Origin of the sequence: Paenibacillus sp. NPDC056722, assembly GCF_042790635.1 — a bacterium.
GTDB classification, from domain to species: Bacteria; Bacillota; Bacilli; order Paenibacillales; family Paenibacillaceae; genus Paenibacillus_AQ; species Paenibacillus_AQ agri.
The window spans coordinates 87,978-108,827 of the sequence record NZ_JBHTYV010000002.1; the positions used below are offsets into that span (position 1 = coordinate 87,978).

Annotated in this window: 21 protein-coding genes and 1 pseudogene; 4 read left to right on the forward strand and 18 right to left on the reverse strand. The window is 49.1% G+C overall.

All coding sequences use genetic code 11. The features are described 5' to 3' along the window. Positions 1-157 precede the first annotated feature (157 nt). The 8 genes and pseudogenes from ACFRAM_RS04950 to ACFRAM_RS04985 form a co-directional block, all read right to left on the reverse strand. A complete protein-coding gene (locus tag ACFRAM_RS04950) occupies positions 158-1,132 on the reverse strand; it encodes a formylglycine-generating enzyme family protein (RefSeq protein WP_379464820.1) in 975 nt (324 codons plus the stop codon). A 73-nt stretch (positions 1,133-1,205) separates the two neighbouring features. Next, complete coding sequence (locus tag ACFRAM_RS04955) at positions 1,206-3,380, reverse strand: LamG-like jellyroll fold domain-containing protein (RefSeq protein WP_379464821.1); 2,175 nt, start codon at positions 3,378-3,380, stop codon at positions 1,206-1,208. A gap of 206 nt (positions 3,381-3,586) precedes the next feature. Beyond that, positions 3,587-4,942 (reverse strand): sulfatase family protein, encoded by a 1,356-nt coding sequence (locus tag ACFRAM_RS04960; RefSeq protein ID WP_379464822.1) that lies wholly within the window; start codon positions 4,940-4,942, stop codon positions 3,587-3,589. 26 nt (positions 4,943-4,968) lie between these two features. Next, positions 4,969-5,835: a carbohydrate ABC transporter permease gene (locus tag ACFRAM_RS04965; RefSeq protein ID WP_175371264.1), complete on the reverse strand. Its 867-nt coding sequence runs from the start codon at positions 5,833-5,835 to the stop codon at positions 4,969-4,971. Next, the gene (locus ACFRAM_RS04970) at positions 5,832-6,722 is read right to left on the reverse strand and encodes a carbohydrate ABC transporter permease (RefSeq protein ID WP_379464823.1); all 891 of its coding nucleotides are present in this window, start codon (positions 6,720-6,722) and stop codon (positions 5,832-5,834) included. Before ACFRAM_RS04970 ends, ACFRAM_RS04965 begins: the two co-directional genes overlap by 4 nt. A gap of 53 nt (positions 6,723-6,775) precedes the next feature. Then, entirely contained in the window at positions 6,776-8,137 is a 1,362-nt protein-coding gene (locus ACFRAM_RS04975) for an ABC transporter substrate-binding protein (RefSeq protein WP_379464824.1), read from the reverse strand. Between the two features lie 24 nt (positions 8,138-8,161). Beyond that, positions 8,162-8,884 (reverse strand): GntR family transcriptional regulator, encoded by a 723-nt coding sequence (locus ACFRAM_RS04980; protein WP_175371261.1) that lies wholly within the window; start codon positions 8,882-8,884, stop codon positions 8,162-8,164. Between the two features lie 223 nt (positions 8,885-9,107). Further along, positions 9,108-9,272: pseudogene (locus ACFRAM_RS04985) on the reverse strand (helix-turn-helix transcriptional regulator); the annotation flags it as partial. A 177-nt stretch (positions 9,273-9,449) separates the two neighbouring features. On the opposite strand from ACFRAM_RS04985, the gene ACFRAM_RS04990 reads away from it, so the two are divergent. Next, entirely contained in the window at positions 9,450-10,355 is a 906-nt protein-coding gene (locus ACFRAM_RS04990) for a DMT family transporter (protein ID WP_379464825.1), read from the forward strand. 247 nt (positions 10,356-10,602) lie between these two features. Here the strand turns inward: ACFRAM_RS04990 and ACFRAM_RS04995 are convergent, their stop codons facing one another. From ACFRAM_RS04995 to lpdA, 5 genes are all read right to left on the reverse strand, one after another. After that, positions 10,603-10,935 carry an ArsR/SmtB family transcription factor gene (locus tag ACFRAM_RS04995; protein WP_379464826.1) on the reverse strand — a complete coding sequence of 111 codons (333 nt, stop codon included), beginning with the start codon at positions 10,933-10,935 and terminating at the stop codon, positions 10,603-10,605. Between the two features lies 1 nt (position 10,936). Then, the gene (locus tag ACFRAM_RS05000; protein WP_379464827.1) at positions 10,937-11,359 is read right to left on the reverse strand and encodes an SRPBCC family protein; all 423 of its coding nucleotides are present in this window, start codon (positions 11,357-11,359) and stop codon (positions 10,937-10,939) included. Positions 11,360-11,437: 78 nt separating this feature from the next. After that, entirely contained in the window at positions 11,438-12,577 is a 1,140-nt protein-coding gene (locus tag ACFRAM_RS05005; RefSeq protein WP_379464828.1) for an ABC transporter permease, read from the reverse strand. Further along, on the reverse strand, positions 12,561-13,193 hold the full coding sequence (locus ACFRAM_RS05010) for a biotin/lipoyl-containing protein (RefSeq protein WP_379464829.1): 633 nt from the start codon (positions 13,191-13,193) through the stop codon (positions 12,561-12,563). Before ACFRAM_RS05010 ends, ACFRAM_RS05005 begins: the two co-directional genes overlap by 17 nt. A gap of 30 nt (positions 13,194-13,223) precedes the next feature. Further along, positions 13,224-14,612, reverse strand: coding sequence for a dihydrolipoyl dehydrogenase (lpdA, locus tag ACFRAM_RS05015; protein ID WP_379464830.1), 1,389 nt, complete (start codon positions 14,610-14,612; stop codon positions 13,224-13,226). A 197-nt stretch (positions 14,613-14,809) separates the two neighbouring features. On the opposite strand from lpdA, the gene ACFRAM_RS05020 reads away from it, so the two are divergent. Continuing rightward, entirely contained in the window at positions 14,810-15,376 is a 567-nt protein-coding gene (locus ACFRAM_RS05020; protein ID WP_379464831.1) for a TetR/AcrR family transcriptional regulator, read from the forward strand. Positions 15,377-15,639: 263 nt separating this feature from the next. On the opposite strand, the gene ACFRAM_RS05025 is transcribed toward ACFRAM_RS05020, so the two are convergent. The 5 genes from ACFRAM_RS05025 to ACFRAM_RS05045 form a co-directional block, all read right to left on the reverse strand. After that, entirely contained in the window at positions 15,640-16,425 is a 786-nt protein-coding gene (locus ACFRAM_RS05025) for an alpha/beta hydrolase (RefSeq protein ID WP_379465516.1), read from the reverse strand. Between the two features lie 200 nt (positions 16,426-16,625). Continuing rightward, entirely contained in the window at positions 16,626-17,060 is a 435-nt protein-coding gene (locus ACFRAM_RS05030) for a YybH family protein (protein WP_379464832.1), read from the reverse strand. Positions 17,061-17,178: 118 nt separating this feature from the next. Beyond that, the gene (locus tag ACFRAM_RS05035) at positions 17,179-18,087 is read right to left on the reverse strand and encodes a helix-turn-helix transcriptional regulator (protein ID WP_379464833.1); all 909 of its coding nucleotides are present in this window, start codon (positions 18,085-18,087) and stop codon (positions 17,179-17,181) included. Positions 18,088-18,236: 149 nt separating this feature from the next. Beyond that, positions 18,237-18,557 carry a carboxymuconolactone decarboxylase family protein gene (locus ACFRAM_RS05040; RefSeq protein WP_379464834.1) on the reverse strand — a complete coding sequence of 107 codons (321 nt, stop codon included), beginning with the start codon at positions 18,555-18,557 and terminating at the stop codon, positions 18,237-18,239. Further along, positions 18,554-18,973, reverse strand: a complete 420-nt coding sequence (locus tag ACFRAM_RS05045; RefSeq protein WP_379464835.1) for a tautomerase family protein — start codon at positions 18,971-18,973, stop codon at positions 18,554-18,556. Before ACFRAM_RS05045 ends, ACFRAM_RS05040 begins: the two co-directional genes overlap by 4 nt. Positions 18,974-19,084: 111 nt before the next feature. On the opposite strand from ACFRAM_RS05045, the gene ACFRAM_RS05050 reads away from it, so the two are divergent. Both ACFRAM_RS05050 and ACFRAM_RS05055 read left to right on the forward strand, forming a co-directional pair. Then, the gene (locus tag ACFRAM_RS05050) at positions 19,085-19,957 is read left to right on the forward strand and encodes a LysR family transcriptional regulator (RefSeq protein WP_379464836.1); all 873 of its coding nucleotides are present in this window, start codon (positions 19,085-19,087) and stop codon (positions 19,955-19,957) included. Positions 19,958-20,029: 72 nt separating this feature from the next. Continuing rightward, positions 20,030-20,779, forward strand: coding sequence for a WecB/TagA/CpsF family glycosyltransferase (locus tag ACFRAM_RS05055; RefSeq protein ID WP_379464837.1), 750 nt, complete (start codon positions 20,030-20,032; stop codon positions 20,777-20,779). The last annotated feature ends 71 nt before the right edge of the window (positions 20,780-20,850 follow it).

The window sequence follows — 20,850 nt, forward strand, 5'->3', positions numbered from 1 at the left end:
TTCGTCATATTTTCGGCTAGATCCAGCCAACGCAAAAAGCTTTTCAATATGAGCCACGTTGCTGGTCCGTTTCGGAAAGCTTTTTGCGTTCAATAAGATATCTTCCCAAATAGATCGAAATTTCCAAATCATAATTTCCGGTAGTCCCTTGGAACTTTTATGCATGCATTGCGACTCGAAAGCCACAATGACCGCTTGAGCTATCCGGTGTATTCGAGCTTCGAGCAGCAACCCTGTAGCGATTACAGTAGGAACGGTGACAAAGGTAAGATCCTCCTCTCATCGATTTATGTCCTGTATCGATATTAAATATCGGATTCACATTTTGCGTCTGTTGGTGATAAGCCGGACTGAACCAGTCTGCGCACCACTCCCATACGTTTCCTGCCACCTGATATAAACCATAGCCATTCGGTTCGAATGTATGGACCGGAGCCGTATCGATATAACCGTCGCTTGCATGGTTTTTAACAGGAAACTTTCCTTGCCAAATGTTGCACATGTGCTGGTCGTCAAGCTTCAGTTTGTCTCCCCACGGGTATCTTTTCCCTTTCAATCCACCACGTGCTGCGTATTCCCACTCCGCTTCGCTTGGCAGCCTTGTCCCTGACCATTTGCAGAACGCTATTGCATCATTCCAAGTGACATGAACGACCGGATGATCCATTCGATCCGTGATGCCAATCTCTATTCCTTCCGGCCTTCTCCAATTTGCTCCTTCTACCGCCAACCACCAGGGCGCCTGTTGCGAGGAACCCTTCACTTTGCTCCTTGTCTCTTCGGACACCAGAAGATGAAATACATAAGACCAACCGAATTTCTCCGCTTCCGTTATGTAACCCGTAGCCTCAACAAAAGCTCGATATTGCGCATTTGTGACTGTATAAGCCGAAATGTAAAACGGATCAATCTCAATCTTTCGAGCTGGCCCTTCCCCATCGTCCGGAAAGCCTTCCGAGTCATTCGTTCCCATCTCGAACGCACCGCCTGTTAAACTTACCCAGTCAAATCGGAGACTAGATGGAGCACTGAGAGTGCATGGTGTCGCAACCGGTTCTGCTGCTTGTATAAGTTTATCATTCGTATGCTGTCTGCTCACCGAGCAGCATGCTTTGGGAATTGGATGGTTCATCTTTCTCTCTCCTGTCGCAGTATTCAAATGTGCAAAAGTTCCCTGGCCGTACTAACGGACAGGGAGCTTAAACTTAACTGTTGTATAGCCGGTACACTTGGGCGCTGTTCAGCGCAGTATTGTATAGCTGGAAATCATCTACGCTGCCGTTCCAATAATCGTTGGCATCGGTAGGCGATTTATGGGCCCCGATGCGGAACGGGGACGTTTGGGATTCGATGGTGCGTGTTGCCGATCCGACCGGTTGTCCATTCACATAAAGCGTGACGGCTCCGCCCCGATTTACAACCGCTACATGCGTCCATTCTCCTGTAGGAATCGTCTCAGATGAGAGCAAGGCGCTTCCGCCAAGAAAAGTACCGAGTTGGCCAGTCGAAGTTACTCGGTATAGTAATGTGCGCCCCAAAACGCCCTCCTGTTGAAAAATAACTTGGTTAACACCAGCCGCAGTATCCAGCTTGACCCATCCCGCAACGGTAAAATTGCCTGAGCCCGGATTCAGTACGGCCGGCACGCTCACGTAATCGCCTCTGCCGTTCAGCTTGAGCGAACCGCCGATTTTGCCGTTGTTGTTCCAGACCGGGTTGCCTATCAAACTGCCGTTATTCGTACCTGCTGCATCAGCGGCCGTGACGCCGCTTCCGTCATCGAGCTTGAAATGAGCAAGCGGACTAACGAATGCAGGTGCAAGGCCTGGCCCTTGATAAGCTCCGATACTCGGCGCTGTCGTAGAAGAAACAGCATTACCAAAATAATCTCGGCCTCCGTTTGCAGGGATCACAGCCCCTACATTCAGTGCCACCGAGCCGGCTCCCAGCTTGTAACCCGCCTGGTCGAGACTGCCGGGGCCGTTCAGCCAAGGGTCAGTTGTTACCGTATTAGTCGCCCATGCTGGAACCGGCACTCCGAAAAACGCGTTATTGTCGATAACGAAATTCAAATCGTCCAGCGTCCATGTAACCTGACCGCCACCCTCTTTGTAAATGAGGTTGTTCCGGAACTGGATGGCCTGCCGCTGATTCGTCGTCTCTTGATAAATAACGGGCGCAAGGCCGGAACCTATATACATTGTATTATTGTAAATATGGCTTGAAACCACCTCGCCGCCGCAGCTTTGGAACATACGCGCCCGGTCGTTGACCGAAATATTGTATCGGATCACGAAGTTGACCGCCTTACTGTTTCCCTGGGCACAAATCAGAAAAAATCCGCCTTCGTTTCCATGGGAATAGTTGTATTGGAATGTGATATTGCTTGTGGAATGATCGATGTCATATGCCATACCATCCTTAGTCGTTTTGCCACCGGACGTGTCGTTGAATTGAAAGGTGACATTGTTTGCGTTCGCCGTCCACATACCTGCGTTCGGCGAGTCGGATCGCATATTGAAACCGGTTAAGGTATTGGATTCGACCAGCGCCCCGTCAACCGTCATTGGTGCGATTCCGTCCCCGCCGATATCCGAGAGCGTATTACCGCTAATGTAGAGGTCGGTCATCGGCTTCCACGACCCGTTGCACAAACTCCCCCAAAACTCCACCAGTCCCGGTCGTTGGCAATAATTAGACCAAACATAAATCCCTTGACGGTCTACGCTTGCAATCTGATTGTTCAACACTTGCACCTGATGAAAAGCGGTCGGCACCGCTGTGCCAAGCACCTCAATAACGATGCCGCCTGAAGCATTCGCGTATTTGCCTGTGCCGTGATAGTTGCCGCTGACCGTTGAAGGCATGTAGCCGCGGACATCGTGAATATATAAGTTTCGCAACGTAATGCCGTATAAGTCGCCTGCGTTTTCGCCAAGAACGTGTACCCCCCGTCTAGCCGTCTTGTTATCGCCGGAAGCTGTCAGTTCGAGATCGCTTAACTCTATATATTGCAAATTACGCAGCAAAATAGCGTCGGTCTGACCATTCGCGTTAATAACGGGTCTTGCCAAGCCCGGACCGTAGGCAGCAATCGTGACAGGTGCGGCGAAACTCCCGCTTCCTACCGGCGCAAAAGTGCCGGAGCAGATCGACCCGCGTTTGAACAGAACGGAATCACCGGGGGTAAGATGAACCGTATTAATTGCCGCCAAATTGTGAAATGGAGCGGCCTCGGTTCCCATGCCGGCTTTCTCAGCAGCACAATCCACATAATAGGAAATGCCGGCCGCGAAAACGGAGGGTACGCGCTCTATCCGACCAAAGACGGGAATTAACAACGCTAATAGAACCAGTAATCGGACTAGTTGACGAATCATTTTGGAAAACAGCTCCTTCGTTCAGTGTAGGTTTAATCGCACTGCGGCACTCTTTGCAAGGCAAGCAAGGGAATTGTACCGCAGTTGCGGGCTTCACCGGCAGGTAGCGGAAGTCGCGCCCGTCACGGAAGGAGACCAGTACTGGAAATTAAGATCAAGCGATGTGAAAAGCGATCCGGCAAGAAGGGCAGCGGCCCTTTCCGTTGTCAGCTCCGCGCTTCCTGCAACGAAACATGACGCTGGCCTCCCGGCACGGCCGGCGCCGGCCGGATGATCGGCACGCTCTCCCCCGCGGCCGCCATGCGATGCTGCAGACGGGCTTGCAGGATATCCGCAGCCTCGCGATGAGAGTCCAGACCAATCAGGTTCGTTAGTTCATACGGATCAGCATCAAGGTCGTACAAATAAGCCTCGATATACTCCTCCGAGCCGGCCTGCGCGTTACCGTCCTTGCCCTCGGCGACGACACAATATTTCCATTTTCGCGTGCGGATCGCTCGAGCGATGCTGCTTTCGCTGATTTGCACGAACACCTCCTCCTGCCAAGGCTGAGAAGAGCCCGCACCGTTCAAGAGCGGCATTATCGAGTTCCCTTGCATCTGTGCAGGCACCTTAATTCCTGCGGCATCCAGCAGTGTAGGCGGCAGGTCGATCAGACTGACAAGCTGCCGCAGCTTGCGGCCTTCGCTAAATCCAGGGCCACTAAAAGCTGTAGGGACGCGAATCGAGCTGTCATGGCAAGAACGCTTGTATTCCTCGTTCCGCGTCTTGAAATGGTTGCCGTGATCGGAGGTAAACAGTACAATTGTTTGCTCGTCCAGCTCCAAGCTTTTAAGAGCGTCGAGCACCCGGCCGAGCGCTTCGTCTAGCCGTTTAACCATGCCATAATAACCGCCGATATGCTGATGGACGGTGCCTCCTAGTGCCGCGAGATCGGGCGGAATCCAGCGGCCGCCATATTGCTCGCGGTAGCCAACTGGAGCAGGATAGTCGTCAATATGATTCTGATGATGAGGCTCCAAATACGATACAAACAGAAAGAATGGATTTTCCCGATGGTTGTCGATGTATCGAATTGCAGCATCGGTAAGCGCATCAACCCGGTATCCCGGCAGCCGTACCGGATTGCTGTCATTATCGTACATAACCGTTCGGTAGCTGTCCGACGAAAACTCGAGCACGTTCGAGGCAAGCCAATAATCATAGCCACCACGTTTGGCCGCAGGTACCGGCTCCTCGTCTGCCAGATGCCATTTCCCAATATAGCCGGTCTGATAGCCAGCCTGCCCGAAATATTGTCCGAGCGTCCCTAAATGCTCCGGCAATGGAATACCGTTTTTGTAGCAGCCGGATGTAGTGCCATAAACACCGGTTTGCAGGCTGGAGCGCGCTGGACCGCATACGGGCTGGCAAGTGAAGGAATGCTCCAAATGCGTACCGTATGCAGCCATTCGGTCGAAATTAGGCGTCAGCCCCAGTGGATTGCCATGGGTGCCCGTGGTGTCCCAGCGCTGTTGATCGGTGAAAAAAATGAGGACATTCGGTTTGCTGACGGTTGTCATACTTCTTCTCCTCTCAAGCATTTTGCTTATTCTTTAACTCCTCCTGCGGTTAAACCTTCCACCATATACCGCTGCAAAAACAGAAACAAGACGAGCAGCGGGGCTGTAGCCGTGACAGCTGCTGCAGCCGCCCCCGACCAGTTGGTGCTTAATTCGCCAAGGAAGGTAAGGGATAGCCCCGGACTGAGAGTCCGCATATTGAGATCACGAACAAGCGTCATGCCAAACAGAAAATCGTCCCACGCTACGAGAAAACAATAGATTGTTACCGCCATGATCCCTGGCTTGGTCAACGGCAAAACGATATGGATAAGCGCCTTTAGGCGTGTCGCGCCGTCGACCTCCGCGGCCTCTTCCAACTCGCCGGCGATCCCGTCCATGAATGTTTTCATCATCATAATAGAGAAAGGTAGCGCTGTCGTTGTTGCGGCTAACATCAACGCAAGCAGGGTGTTGAGCAAATGAAGCTTGCTGTATAGCGTGTACAGTCCGATCAATAACGTCACGGCGGGGAACATTTGCGACGATAGAAAGAAGACGAGCAGTAGATGGCTGCCCCGGAACCGGAAGCGCGAGAGGCCGTATCCGGCGAGAATCGAAACGGCAATTGAAAGTGCTGTTGATCCGGCCGCGACAATCGCGGTGTTTTTGTAAAAAGTAAGAAAGTTCGCCGAGAGCAGGACACCCTTATAGCTTTGCATCGTCAGCTTGAACGGAACCCATTGGGGTGGAAACTGAAACAGATCGTCGTTCGTCTGCAGTGAGACCGATACCAACCAGTAAACCGGAAATAGAAACAACGAAAGAATAACCGCAAGCAGGACATAAACACCGATATTGCTGCGGTTCAGCAGATGACGTCGAACAGTGGGAAGCCGATATACCCCCTTCATGACATACTCCGATGCGCCACACGGTTAAGTGGAACAGCGATGAGTAGCAGCAACAGCATCCATATTACGCCGATTGCCGAGCCCTTACCTAGATCGTAGGCCTGGAACGCCGTTTCGTACGTGTAAATAGCCAATGATTGAGTCGCGTCCGCCGGTCCGCCTCCGGTAAGAGCATAAAATAACGTGAACATTTGAAAGTTGGCAACGACCATCAACAGCGTCACGTTAGCGAGTACAGGTTTCAAAGCGGGAAGAGTAATATACAAAAATGTTTTTAATTTGCTTGCACCGTCAATTGTTGCAGCTTCATACCAGTCGCGCGGGACACCCTGCAGCCCGGCAAGCGTCATTACGGCGGCCAGCGGCGTCTGGCGCCAAATCGCAACGCCCATGATGCCATACAACGCCAAGTTTAAATCATTCAGAACGTTCAGCTTCTTGTCCGTTAATCTGCTCTGGATAAGCAAGCCATTCAAAACTCCATAATCAGCCTGATAAATCAGTAGGAAGACAAGCGCTGCGACAAGCGTTGGGATCGCCCACGGGATGAGCAAAATGCTGCGGAAGAACGCCCGAAATCGGATACGGCTGTTCAGCAGCAAAGCGCTCACGAGTCCAAGAACAATCTCAATGCCGACAGTGCATGCAACATACCGAAGCGTAATGGATAGCGCATGATAAAATTCTTGTCCCGACAACAACGCCTTATAATTGGCCAGACCAATAAAGGGCTGTTCAGCCGAAAGCAACGAAGCGCCCCGGAAGCTCGTCGAAATGGAACGAGCCAACGGGATTAGAATCGTCACAGACAACAGCAGGGTCGCGGGTGCGACAAGCAGCATGCCGAACGCCTGATTTTTAAGGGTGCGAGACCATTTGATTGACATAGACTGCCTCCCCCCTTAGCTTATAAGTGTTTGAAATAAAGGTTTGCCATTGCCTACTTCGCAGCATACAGTTCTTGAAGCTTCGGCAGTATCTTGGCGATAATAGCTGGAATATCCTCGGATGTTGTTGTCGCGAGCACAGTCAAGTTGGACGTTTCTTTCATAGCCTGTTCGAACGCAGGGTTGCCCGTCGGGAATGGGCTGGCCGTTTTCATCTGCTCATTGAATACCTTGGCGTAATCGTCCTCGTTCAGCTCGGGCAATGATGCAACTGAGGCGCGGGAGGACATGACTCCGTTAAGTTTGTGGTACAAAATCATGGCATCCTTAGATACCAGATACTTCACGAACTCAGCGGCTGCTTCGGCATGTTTGGTCGACGATGAGATAAGCAATTGATGCTCGGTGAAGACGGTCTCGGAACGTCCGGTCGCGCCGACAGGCACGGTTGTCACGCCCCACTCCTTATCGAAAACTTCCCCTTTGCCGCTAGTGGTTCGGAACGTGTTTCGGCCGAAGTCGCCGTCGACGAGCATGCCCAGCGAACCCGTCCCGAACATGGCGCGCAAATCCTTGATCTCGGCACCGACCGGGGCAACATTCTTATTGGCGATGTCGCGCAGGTATTGCAGCGATTCTACGAGCGCCGAGCCTTGGTTGACGATCAGCTTGCCCTGATCGTCAACGAACTTACCGCCATGAGAGAGCGTTATACGGAGCAGCATTTGGCCGGTGTAAGCGCCGGTTTTATTTGCTTCGCCGATACCATAGATTGGGTTGCCTTTATCGTCTTGTTTAAGCGCTGCGACTGCCTCCGCATATTTCAGAAGCTCGTCCCACGTCTTTGGCGGCGCATTGGGGTCGAGACCCGCTTTGGCGAACAGCGTCTTGTTCCAGAACAGCGCATTAGGATGCGGCGCCCACGGCATAGCGATCACTTTGCCGTTAAAGGTGACTCCTGCTTTGCTCGAAGGCAAAATATCGTCGATGATGTCACCGCCAAGTATTGTTTCTAGCGGCTGTACGATGTTTGCATTGCCGAATGCCGGCGTAAAGCTCTGGTTTGCCATCAGCACATCCGGCGTATTGCCTCCGGTAGAGGCAATGAGTACCTGATCTTTGTATTCGTTGAACGGGATGCCGAGTGACTTGATCTTGATGTTCGGATGGGCGTTTTCAAAACCTTCTACTAACTGGTTGTAGGCATCCTTCGTCGCATCCTCCGTTGAAATCCAGTTAGCAAACGTTAGTTCGATATTTTCTTCCGATGAGGCTGGTTGTTGTTGATTATCTTTTGAAACGTTGCCTGCCTGATTGACCGGCTTTGCGCCGTTATTACTGCTGCCCGAGCAGGCCGTTACGATGGTTAGTATTGCGGTGACGAGAGATAAAGTTACTATTTCCCATAATTTCATGACATCCCATCTCCTTTGAATTTGTTAACGGCTGAGCAATATCTCATGGGTGTAGCGTTCTGGATTGCAATAAGACAAGGAATATTGCAAAGGCTGATCACGGTTGTTGAACAACAGCGTCTGTATGACTAGCAATGCGGTGCCTTCGGGAACTTCGAGCAGTCTGGCGATGCGGGCGTCGGCATTGACTGCTGAGTAGCCTTGCGAGCCTTTCTTGACATTCATTCCGCTCTGTTCCAGCAGATCGAAGACAGTTGAGCGCCCAAGCCGCTCTTCCGTTATGACCCCGGATAAATTGATGTTGAAATAGTTCTCATCCACTATCACATGACCGCTGGATACCGCAATTCGTCTAACCGTACGGATCATCTGCGTAGATGCCGGAATGCCGAGTGCCTGTGATACGGCGGCCGGCGCTTCGCAGTGTCCGAATTCCGCGATTTCAATGGTCGGGTATAATCCCTGGCTGCGAAGCTGCTCGACTAGTCCGACCAGCTTCGTCGTGACAGCGGCGGAAGTACGCTGTGCAACGAAAGTGCCTTTTCCATGTTTGCGTTCAAGCCATCCCTCCGCAACAAGTTCTCCAAGGGCCTGACGGATGGGCGTACGGCTCAATCCCAACAGTTTCTCCAGTTCCCGCTCGCTTGGAATCGCGATACCTGGCTGCCATTGGCCGCTTTCGATTTGTTGTTTGATATACGTTTTGAGCTGGTGATACAACGGTACCACCTCTTGCAACAGTTCCAAGAATATTCCCCCTTTTGGTCTCTCTCTCGATCAAGTGGTAATCTGGTAATTACCAGTAAACGAAAAAGAGACAATTATTCGCAAAAACGAATAATTGTCTCCAGTGGACTGGTCAACAATGCAATACGTATAAATCGAACCCGATTAGTTGGAATTATACGGGGCAAGTGTGCGAGATGTCAATATATGTTTTTTGGCTGAAAACCAAAATCAGAACCGGCAAGATATCTCCTTTAATTGAAATGTGAAAGGACATTCGAGGATAGGCTTTTAGAGAAACGCCTTTATCGCGCGCAGATATCGGCATGATCCCATGAAGATTCTTAAACGCCCGTGCAAACGCTTCTGGCGAATCATATCCATATTTCATAGCTATATCAATAACCTTAAGGTATAAATGTGGACAAGGAAAAAAAGTATGTTTGTCTGGCGGTTGCGAGATCAATAGATCGCCTTCTCTGCTGGTGTATCGGTACAGATAGCCTTTTTATGCATTGAATCGAAGACGACTCCGCTCTAAGATGATGAAAACAATCATCATATAGAAAAAGGTAGGGACTGAACGATGAAACGATTAAACTACATGCTGCTCTTAGGCATCGGCCTGATCTGGGGTTCCCAATTCTTCTTTGTGGATCTCGTTATTGGCAACATTACGCCGATTACACTGGCGGCCAGCAAAGCAGTGCTGGGCACCATTACCCTTGCTGTATTGTATCTATTCACAGGCAAAAAGGAGTCTACACCACTGCCAACCGGCACCTGGAAGTCCTTTATCCTGATCGGTTTATTTGAAGCCGTGGTTCCCTTCGTCCTGATTGGCTGGGGACAGCAATATATCAACAGCAGCACTGCTTCGATTTTGTTAGGTTCCATACCGATCTTCACCATTGTGTTTGTGAAGATTTTTGTACCCAGCGAGAAGGTATCCTGGCAAAAATGGCTAAGTGTACTGATCGGCTTTGCAGGTCTGTGCCTGTTGTTCGCTCCGGATCTGTCGTCGGCATCCTTGGCTGGAAAAGGAAGCTTTATCGGCTATGCCGCACTACTCGGCGCCGCGGTCAGCTTCGCGGCTTCCCTGCTGCTGATTAAACGCCTTCCGCCCATATCGTCGATTCTGGCGATGCGCAACGTTCTGCTCGTGGCATCGGTTGTCCTAGTGCCGCTGGCCTTTATCTTTGAGGACCCAATGCATCTACACTTAAGCGGACAGCAGGTTCTATATGTCATCATCCTTGGGGTGTTTCATGCCGGTCTAGTGTACATGCTATACAACACACTGGTCAGACGAACCGGCGCCGCCTTCACATCGTTAACCAACTACCTGGTTCCATTGTTCGGCATCTTGCTTGGCACGTTGATCCTCAGCGATCACTTGGCCTGGACCTCCATCGCTGCGCTTGTTGTTATTCTGGCTTCTTTGGCGATAGGCGAACTATCCGGCTCAGCGAAAGTCAAGCAATCCAGCTGAGTTCTCAACATTTAGGGCTGTGGCAACAGATGCAACTGTTAGCGGTAGAAGTTGCCGATATCGTTAGGTGCAACTGTTAGCAACAGATATAGCCGATACTGATAGGTGTAACCGTTAGTGCCAGATGTAGCCGATACCGATAGGTGTAACCGTTAGTGCCAGATGTAGCCGATACCGATAGTTACAAACGTTAGCGACATGTACAACAAAAAACCGGGAAGCGTGTAATCACACGCCTCCCGGTTTTTTAATTGTCATTAGTATCAGCCTCGACATAGTCTTTAAGATCCAGTAATTTATTGGACCAGTATTGTTCAAAAAAGGCCAGCCATTCCTGTAGCTCCGCTAAAGGCTCCGGCTGAAGCCTGTACCGGGTCTCCCGTCCGACTTTCTGGCTGCTGACCAGCTGTGCATCGGACAGAACCTGCAGATGCTTATTAACAGCCGTTCGGCTGATCGGGTAGCAATCCGTAATAGATGCAATGGACATTTCCTTATCCGCTAGCAGTTTCAACAAACTGCGGCGGGTAGGATCTGCGATGGCTTGAAAGACATCATGACCTGATTCCGCGACAGGCATATTAAGCCTCAACGTAAGCAGGAAGTTTCTCCTGCACGATTTTCTCCCAGCCGCTGTTCATGAAGCCCCGGACGATTGGATGCGGTTGTCCAAATTCGGTCATCTTGTTCGGGTCCCATCCGGAATGAATCAGCGTAAATTCTGTCTTGCCGTCGACTTCTTTCAATTCAAAGGCCAGATGCCAATCCTTGCCCCAATTGAAACCGAGCCGGTACGGTGGATCAAGCTCGGTTACTTTACAAGGCGAATCGCCGTATGGGCCGGCATGAAGGATGAACTCATGGCCTAGCATAGGTTCAAATGTACTTGGCATCCACCATGCGGCCATTCCTTCTGCCGTAGCAACAGCCTTCCATACTTTATCGATTGGGGCATTAAGAACAATAGTCTGACGAATTTCTGGCAATGATTCCTGAGTTGACATAACTGGCCTCCAGTATTCAATGTAACACCATTTGGGTTCACATCTGATTATAACACCTTTAGGTGTTATGTCAATTCACTATTGTTCCAGCGCAGTATTCATCTTCCCGACTTCCCGCAGCATCAGTAAACCAATGAACAAAGCCGCAGCCCCGATAATAATCAACAGCGCCCCGATTTCCAGACTATAAGAGGTCAGGGAGCCCCCGCGGAACCCCATTCCGCGAATGAGACGGTTAAGCCAATTCATTGGCAAGGCCCAGGCGGAGATTTGAAAAGCTTTCGGGAACGCAAGCGGACTCAGCTGAATACCCGTCACCAAAAAGGAAGGGTACAGCACAATACTGGTCCGGGAACCGACCTTGGAAATATCTTTTGCAGAATACCCTAGAAGCATTCCCAGCATTGATAAGGCAAATGAATAGACCAATAACGGAATCAAGAATAGAAACGGTGAAGCCTCAAAGCGCATACTGCCCAACTGTTTAAGGAGTCCGTAGCTTAAGAATAAGGACAGTGCACTTAGTACAGCGTAGGGAACACTACGGAGCCATAGCTGTGCCGGATTGCCGCCACCTGCGAACAGTCTCCCTTCCCGTCTGAGCCGGGGTGCGACAGAACCCGCAGCAGTAGTAGTAATCATTAGGACGACGATATTTACGAAGCCCAGGACCATAAAGCTGACATAGCTTGTGGTCGGGTTGTACAGCATTCGTTGTTGAAGGGCTAACGGAGACACCAGTCCCTTGGAAGCGTCGGCATCCATTCCACTTTGGCCCAGCCGGGTCAGGGAGATGGTCGTATTTTCCGTCTGGATGACCTCAGAAATCGCGGTTCGGATACCCGTTAATCCGGAAGGCATGGAATTATCCATTAGGATGCCGATATTTGAAGATTTCCCCTGCAGCTGGCGCAGCTCTAATTGGCTTGGCAACATAATAACCGCTACTGCTTTTTCGTTAGCCAGCAAGGTGTCAGGATCCATTCGATTAGGAAAAACATTCGTGACCTTCATATATTGGGACGCATTTAATTTGTTAATCAGCGACCGGGAGTAGGCACTGTGATCCTCGTCAATCACTACAACGGGCGACTTGTTAATCTGATTATGGGAGAACATTAAGCCAAAGAACAGGGCCGCAATTAGCGGAGCGAAGAAAATCATCCTAACATACTTACTGCCCGCTACGAATTTCCACTCGTCAATTAGCGAGTTCATCAAGATCAACCTCCGCTGTCATGCCGGGAAGCAGTTCAGCCTTGGCATCCATAGATATTCTGACCAGGAACATGCTTAAATCAGCTTGCCCTTTCTCACGTGTCATCCGCAGGCTCGCGAATTGTGGCGCAGTCGCAATGGAAGCTACCACACCCTCGGCCTCGGCAGGCTCATCCAAATTACGGAAATGAACAGTAACATTCTGATTTAGCTTAAGCTTTTGAATAACCTCTTCTTGGACATAAAGATCGGTGTAATACGTGTTCTTCTGCAAAAGTGCTACCGGCATTCCAGGCTGCAGCTTATCTCCTGTCTTAGCTACCAGTCTGCTGATCTGCCCATCTCCCGGCGATAGGATATCTGCTTCTGCACCATCAGCTGTTTGCACCGTGTAAATGCTCTGACCCTGCTTTACGGAATCGCCTACAGCCGCGTTGACCGCTACAATGGCACCCGGACTTTTATCATAGAGGACCGTTGTCTGCTCCGCCTCCAGTATACCTTGTTTTCTGTGCTCTGCCTGAGTCACAGCATCATTGCCCTTGACAGTTAAAAGTATGCCGCCTGCGATCAATATAACCGCCAAACCAATAGATAAACCTGCTTTCAATTTCATTATTCTGACTCCCCTTTGATCTGATCGTTTCTATGCGTGAATCTTAACTTTCCTGGCAGCACTTTCGGCAGCCTCCATAATTACTTCCCCCAAGGTAGGATGGGGATGAATCGTCATAGCTAGGTCCAGAGCAGTAGCCCCCATCTCAATCGCCAATCCCAGCTCCGAAATAAGGGTGGAGGCCTCTACACCAACGATTTGCGCACCCACTACAACCCCCGATTCCGCATCGGCAATGATTTTTACGAATCCATCCACAGCCTTCAGAGCCAAAGCTCTGCCATTAATAGAAAATGGTGATTTGCCGATGACCACGGATATCCCTTTCGCCCGGGCCTCCGTCTCACTCAAGCCAACGCTTGTTAACTCTGGTTCGGAAAAGACGACCAGCGGCAAAGCTTTGTAATCGACTATGGACGCTGTATGTCCTGCAATGGCCTCGGCGGCGATTTTTGCTTCATAGGAAGCCTTATGGGCAAGCGCGGGACCGGCTGTAATATCACCAATCGCAAAAATATTGTGGATGGCCGACCGGCATTGTGCGTCGACCTCGATCAGACCTCTATTCGTGACCTGCAAGCCGATGCGGTCCAGACCCAGATTTCCGTCTGTATTCGGCTTTCTGCCAACAGTAATCAGCGCGTATTCTACGGTCAACTGATGCTGCTCCTGATCTTTTGAATAATGCAGTGTAATTGTGTTCTCACCCTGGTCAGCTTTAGCAGCGATTGCCCCGGTGATGATCTGGATGCCGTCAGCCTTCAGCTGTTTGATCACTGGCGCCGCAAGCTCCGCCTCGAATCCTGGCAGCACTTGTCCTCCACCTTCGAGAATTGTGACCTTCGTTCCGAACTTGGCGAACATCTGACCGAGCTCCACGCCGATGTATCCTCCCCCGATAATCGCCAGACTCTGTGGAATTTCGGAGAGTGACAATGCCCCGGTCGAGGACAGGATACGTCCGCCGAACGGCAGTGATGGCAGCTCAATCGGACGGGAGCCTGTTGCCAGAATGGCATTTTTAAACGTAACAACCTGCTCTTGCCCATCCTTAGTAATGCTCGCAGTGTGTTCATCCAACAGGCTCGCTTCGCCTTCCAGTACAGTGACACCGGCAGATTTCATCAAGTAACCTACGCCACCCGACTGCTTGTTCACAACCGCCTGCTTGAATGCCTGGGCACCTGCAAAGGAAGCTGCGGCATCCACGGTTGCCCATTCTCTGAATGCACTAAAACGATGTGACTCAGCAATCATTGCTTTAGAGGGAATGCAGCCGACATGGGTGCAGACACCACCGAGACGATCACGTTCGACAACCGCCGTCTTTAATCCGAGCTGGGCGGAACGCTGGGCTGCCACATATCCCCCTGGACCGGATCCAATAACTAATGTATCCACCACTTCAACCTGACTCATGTTTTGTTACCCCCAATCCTTTATTTTAAAATATTATGAACGTAATATATTATTATCATCATATTTTAGAATCGTCAATAGCCTAGTCTATTGTTTTTCTAATGAAAAGAAGGCTGACTTAGTGAATTTGACACTCTTTATTATGATGATTATAATATTTTAAGAATTCATTTATATTTAACAACGGAGTGATGGCCATGCCTTATCCTGAAGGACATAAGTTAAAGGTTCGCGGCAAAATCATCGAAAGTGCAGCCCAGGCTTTTCGCACCCATGGCATCCGTGAGATCAGTGTTCCGTTCATTATGAAAGGGGCCGGACTGACCCACGGAGGGTTCTACTCACACTTTGAAAATAAAGAACAGCTGGTGGCTGAAGTCTGCCGGTATGCCATCAGTGACACGATTGCGCTTTTGCAAAAAGCTGCCGATGAGGAAACGCAAATCCCTAAGATTCATGCGGTTATCCATTACTATCTGAGCCAGCATCACCGCGACCGGACAGAGATGGGCTGCATCCTGCCCGCGCTTTCCAGCGAAATATCCCGAGCTTCAGAAGAAATCCGGCATATTTTCACCCAAGAGCTGGGACGAATGATCGACTTTATCTCCAATATCGCAGAGGTGGATAAGTCCGTCGGCAGTGCGCTGCTCAGTGCCATGGTTGGCACGGTTGTACTGGCACGTTCCGTCAACGATGCCGCTTTGAGTGACAGTCTGCTTGCAGCAGGTAAACAACAGGCTAAAGCGCTGTTGGTTGCATAAGTGGCTGGCTTGCTGCTAGCTAAGCACCGCTTACAGCATATGCAGCAGACTAACGGCTAGCTAAAGCGCCGCTGCTGCTGCGTATACGGCCTGATGATTGTGCAAAAATCTCACTGGTGAGTGATCCCATCAAGCATTGAGCGTCGGGGATTGAACAATAGGCCCACATGACTTACCAACAACACCCAACAATAAAAAATCTCCCCTATACAACGGAGAGACTAGAAAGATCATTGCTATTTCTTACTTAAGCGATTTTAATGTCATTTATGAAGAGCCCGCCTCAATGCGTCGATATATTGCACGAAGGTACGTTCACTGATTTCCGCTGAAGGAGCCACAACTTCAAACCCGTGAAAGCCTCCCGGATACAGATGAAACTCCGTTGGAACGCCAGCTTGGCAAAGCCGAGTTACATAATCAATCGTTTCATCCCGGAATGGTTCTAATTGTGCGATACACGTATAGGTAGGCGGTAAGCCTGACAAGTCAACTGCGCGATTTGGGGCCGCATAAGGCGACACTTCCCCCCTATGATTTTCACCCAAATAGGCTTTCCATCCCCGTAAAGTTAATTCCCTATTCCAAATTCGGGGATCAGTAATCTCATAACTGGATGATGTCGTATTCCGGTCATCAATCATCGGATAGAGCGGCATTTGAAATATAATCGATGGCCCCTTGCGATCTCTGGCCAACAAAGCGAGTCCCGCCGCTAATCCCCCGCCCGCACTGTTACCCGCAACCGCAATACGTGATGCATCCACTTTTAGACTTGTAGCATTCTCAGAGAACCATGTCAAAGCGGCATAGCAGTCTTCCAATGGGCCAGGAAACGGCGTTTCAGGCGGCAAGCGATAATCTACGGAGACGATAACACAGTGGGCTTCCTTCACAAAACGCACGCAGAGCTCATCATTCATTTCCGGGAGACCAACGACATAGCCACCGCCATGTATCCACAGACTTCCAGGAAGTATTTCGTTTCTTACGGCTGGTTCATAAATTCGCACACGAAGATCAGGATCTCCGTCAGCCCCTGGAATCATGCGATCCGTTATCGTGACCGCTTCATCCACATAAGGCTTAGCTGTAAAGAATGCTTGCAAATTTTTTCGAGTCACATAAAAATCTGCATTCAAGCTAGGCATACCCTCTAACACAACACCTATTTCAGAATCCCAAACCGGTTCCAACTTCTTATCCATTTCACTTCTCCTCCTTGGCTGAAATCGTCACTTCCCCCTTGTTAACCTGTAACAATTTCGCCATTCCAGCCCGAAGATATCGGCATAGAGGAATGTTCGTGTATGACTTTCCACTGCCCGTTTTGTTTTTCAAAACAATTTGTCTGACGAACAAGCATAGGAGGTCTGACAGTCCCATCTTTAGTTACCAAATTCCAGCTTTGAACGGACCAAACAACACCAATATCGCCGTTTATGATGGTATCCATTTGCATAATGTCAACTTTAAATGATTTTAATTGACTGAATGCTTTATCGAATTCTTCATATGCAGGCTTAATGCCTTTTGAGGCAAAAGGAGCAATATCAAACCAAACCGCATTATCAGCCCAATGCTTCGTACTTTGTGCTCCAGTCATTGATTTTGACATTTCCTCAACAATAGAGATAAGGATCTCTTTATCTTTTTCCGTATTCATAAAATTGTTTTCCATCATGTTCTCCTTTTCAAAACAGGTATTATTCCCACTATACTGATTTAACTTAGGATTCTAACAATGGGCTAGGTCACTATAAATTAAGCTCTGACAGATCGCCAGCAGAACTATACCGAGCTCACCGATACCGATTCAACAGATTCTGTGCCCGTCGTTTTACTTCTTCAATGAGATGATCAGGCGCAAGTACCTCTACCTTATCCCCGAATCCTAAAATAAGCTGCACGATGTATTCCAAATTCGTATAGGGATAATTAATTTTGAGGCGATTGTCCTCCATCTTTTCATACGAACCATCACCCGTCAGATCAATCAATTGGTATTCAAGGGCAGCGTCGAACAATAACACTGCATGCTTCATTTCTTGAAAATGAGCAGCGAATTGAAGACTCTCTTTCTCGATATCCCTCGGCTTATAAGTCTGGTCCGTTCCCTGCAAATCTACCATTCGCGTTAACCGGAACATCCTAAAGCCACCACGAAGCTCGCAATAGCCATATACGTACCAGGATGACCAGCGGAAAATAACATAATACGGTTCCAGCCGGCTCAGAGATTGTCCTTGATCTGAATAATATTGAAAGGTTACATAGGTTTCATTCTTCAATGCCTCTCGAATAAGACTGATTTTCTGGGGAATGCTTGTCCGATGAAAGGTAGTCAGATCAATTAAAAACCGGTTGTTAAGGGTCAATAAGCTTTCGTGCTTGGATGCCAATTTTTCAAGAACGGCATTGCTATGTTGCTGATTCAACGACACGCTCTCAAAGCTCTTTAAGCCGATTATGATATGATCCAGTTCGTCAACCGTCAGCATATTTTCTTTAAGCCTAAAGCCTTCCGCCAAACCGACACCACCATCGCCGCCTTGATAAGTCACTACCGGAAGACCGGCCATGCCGATGGCCTCCATGTCTCTATAAATGGTTCGTACCGAAACCTCAAAATGATCCGCCAATACTCTAGCTTTCGTCTGCCCGTGATTAAGCAGATACGTTACAATCCCAAGTAATCGATCTGTTTTCAATTTTAATCACCTCTTTCCTAGAGACTTAGGCAGCTCTACATCAATTTTCCGGTAACTATAAAACTTCGTTGCTACATAAAACAGAATAACAAAGTGAATATGCCATCTGTTTGTCATATTCATTTTTTAGCGTGGGATACTCTCCATATTCACTCGAACACTTCCTTCGCAATCTGTAGCGCCGCAGCGGCCCGCGGCCATCCTGCATAAAAAGCAAGATGGGTTATCGCTTCGACTAGCTCGCCTTCTGTGAGACCATTCTCCCGGGCTAGCCGGAGATGATAAGGCAACTGCTCCGCTTGTCCTCCGGCAATCAAGGCAGCGACGGTAATCAGACTGCGCTCACGAAGTGCCAGCTCTGTTCTTCTCCATACATCCCCGAAGAGGACATCTTCGGAATATTGGACAAAAGCAGGGGCGATCTCGCCAAAAGAGTCCCGCGCAGTCGATTTTATAAGGGGATGCTTCATGCCAAGCCACCCTCCTTCCGATTCTCCTGGGTTTGGATCATCTGTGCAATACCGTTGCCAAATGTCCAATCCTCGAACTCCGTTTCAACTAAGATTGCAAAGACATCATCTTGTCTAATATTCACTTTGCTCGCCAAATTTTCAGCCAGGCTTTTATAAAAACCCGTCTTCTGCGCAGTGCTTCTGCCCGACTTCAAAGTAACCTGAATATACAACAGCCGATCACTCCGCTCGACATTCAGATAATTCCGGTTGTAGTAAAATTCATAAGGCTTATGGGCATGAAACACTTGAAAATAATCATCTTCTGGCACATTAAAATGTTCCATCAGACCCTCCATGATCACTTCGCTGATCAAAGGCAATTCCTCCGGCTTGTACTGACCTTCCTGGTAACTTACACGAATAAATGGCATGTGGTTTTTCGCTCCTTTTATGGGATGTCTCCATTGTACGCCTGCTATCTTCATCTATATAATTGAATAAAATGATAAACTTGTTCTAAAATATAGATGGAGGTGTGATCCATGGATCTAAGAGAACTCACTGCATTTCACACTATTATTCAAGAGGGAACCTTCGCCAAAGCAGCGGCAAAATTAAACTACGCACAATCCACCATCACGAATCAGATTCAGCGGCTGGAGAAGGAACTCGGTATACAGCTCTTTAAACGAGGATGGGAAGCGGAGCTAACGGATGCAGGAGTTGTATTCGCGTCAGAGGTAGACAAGCTGATCCAGCACTGGAATTATGCAGCGGAGCAGGCTAGAGCCTTGCAGCAAGACGAAATTGGAACCCTGAGCATCGGTGGATTGGAATCTTTAGCTGGTCATGTACTGCCCAGTGCCCTACGCCAATTCAGAGAGCGTAAGCCCCGGATCGCGTGCAACATCATCATTGGGAACACCGATTTCCTGTCACAAGCGCTGCTGCATAAGGAGCTGGACTTTGCCATTTGCGGCGAGCCAGCAGACTTATCCTCTTTTCACTTTGAACCGCTGTATGAAGAAAAAATGTCCTTTATTGTTCCTGCCAACCACCCTTTAGCCAAAAAAGCGGCTCTATCCTTTGCAGACCTGCTGGACTATCCTCTTATTGCTGGTGGGCACACCTGTTTATATTCTTTGCGATTATTGAGAGAGTTATCCCGTTTCGACAAAGCGCCATTTCTAAATACCGTGGGCCAAATCTCTGCCATTCCAGGATTCGTGCGGGAGTTGAATGTTGTTGGTGTAGTTCTGGAGTCGACGCGTTTACCTGAGGGGGTCGTTAAAATAGGGATCGAAATGAATGATTCTGCGATTCCGGTTGGTCTACTTCAGCTTCGAAAAGAGGAGTATCTTCCAGCTTCGAGATCGCTAATGATGGATTTGATAAGGGAGAAGGTACGACGGTAAATAGCAAAGATACAGTCTCAAAAGCTCTAATATGTTACAATCTTTCTATACTCTTCAATGGAAGGTGATTATATGGAAGGCACAGTGAATATATTAGGTGTCCCTTTCTCCAAACTAACTCTTGATGAAACTACACAACAACTAGCTAGACATATCCAAAAGGAACAGCCCCATCTGTATCATCTAATCACAGCCAACCCGGAAATTACAATAACCCATCAAACAGATACTGTACTTCAAACCATCGTAAGAGAGGCTGATTTAATTACTCCGGATGGGATTGGCATTGTGATTGCGTCCAAAAGAAAAGGGCAGCCTATTTCTGAAAGAGTAACCGGTTATGATCTGCTGCTTCGGCTCTTGGCACAAGGAAATGCATTGGGTTGGAGCTTCTTTTTTCTGGGGACGGACGAGGAGACAAACCGTAAAGCTGTTGAAGAAATTAACAGGCGTTACCCAAATGTTAAAATTGCAGGGCGGCATAATGGCTTTTTCAACAGTGAAGAAGAAGCTGGCATCCTTGAGAACATACAGCACACCAAGCCGGATATACTTATTATTGCGATGGGGGCACCTTACTCCGACAAATGGATCTATAAGTATAAGCAAGAACTCAATCAAGTTAAGGTGGTTTTTGGCGTTGGGGGAAGTCTGGACGTCATTGCCGGAAAAGTAAACCCTACCCCGAGAGTCTGGAAGACTCTCAATCTGGAGTGGCTACATAGATTACTGACTGTCCCCGTTGTAAAAGGTCAAAAATCTCGCTGGCGCAGACAATCCGCCCTCCCAAAATTTGTGTACCGGGCCATCATCAAGGGCTAATACCCCCTTTCCCAACAGCACAAAAAGAGGGGTCTCCCCCTCTATTCCATATATCTTATGTTTAATCCTCT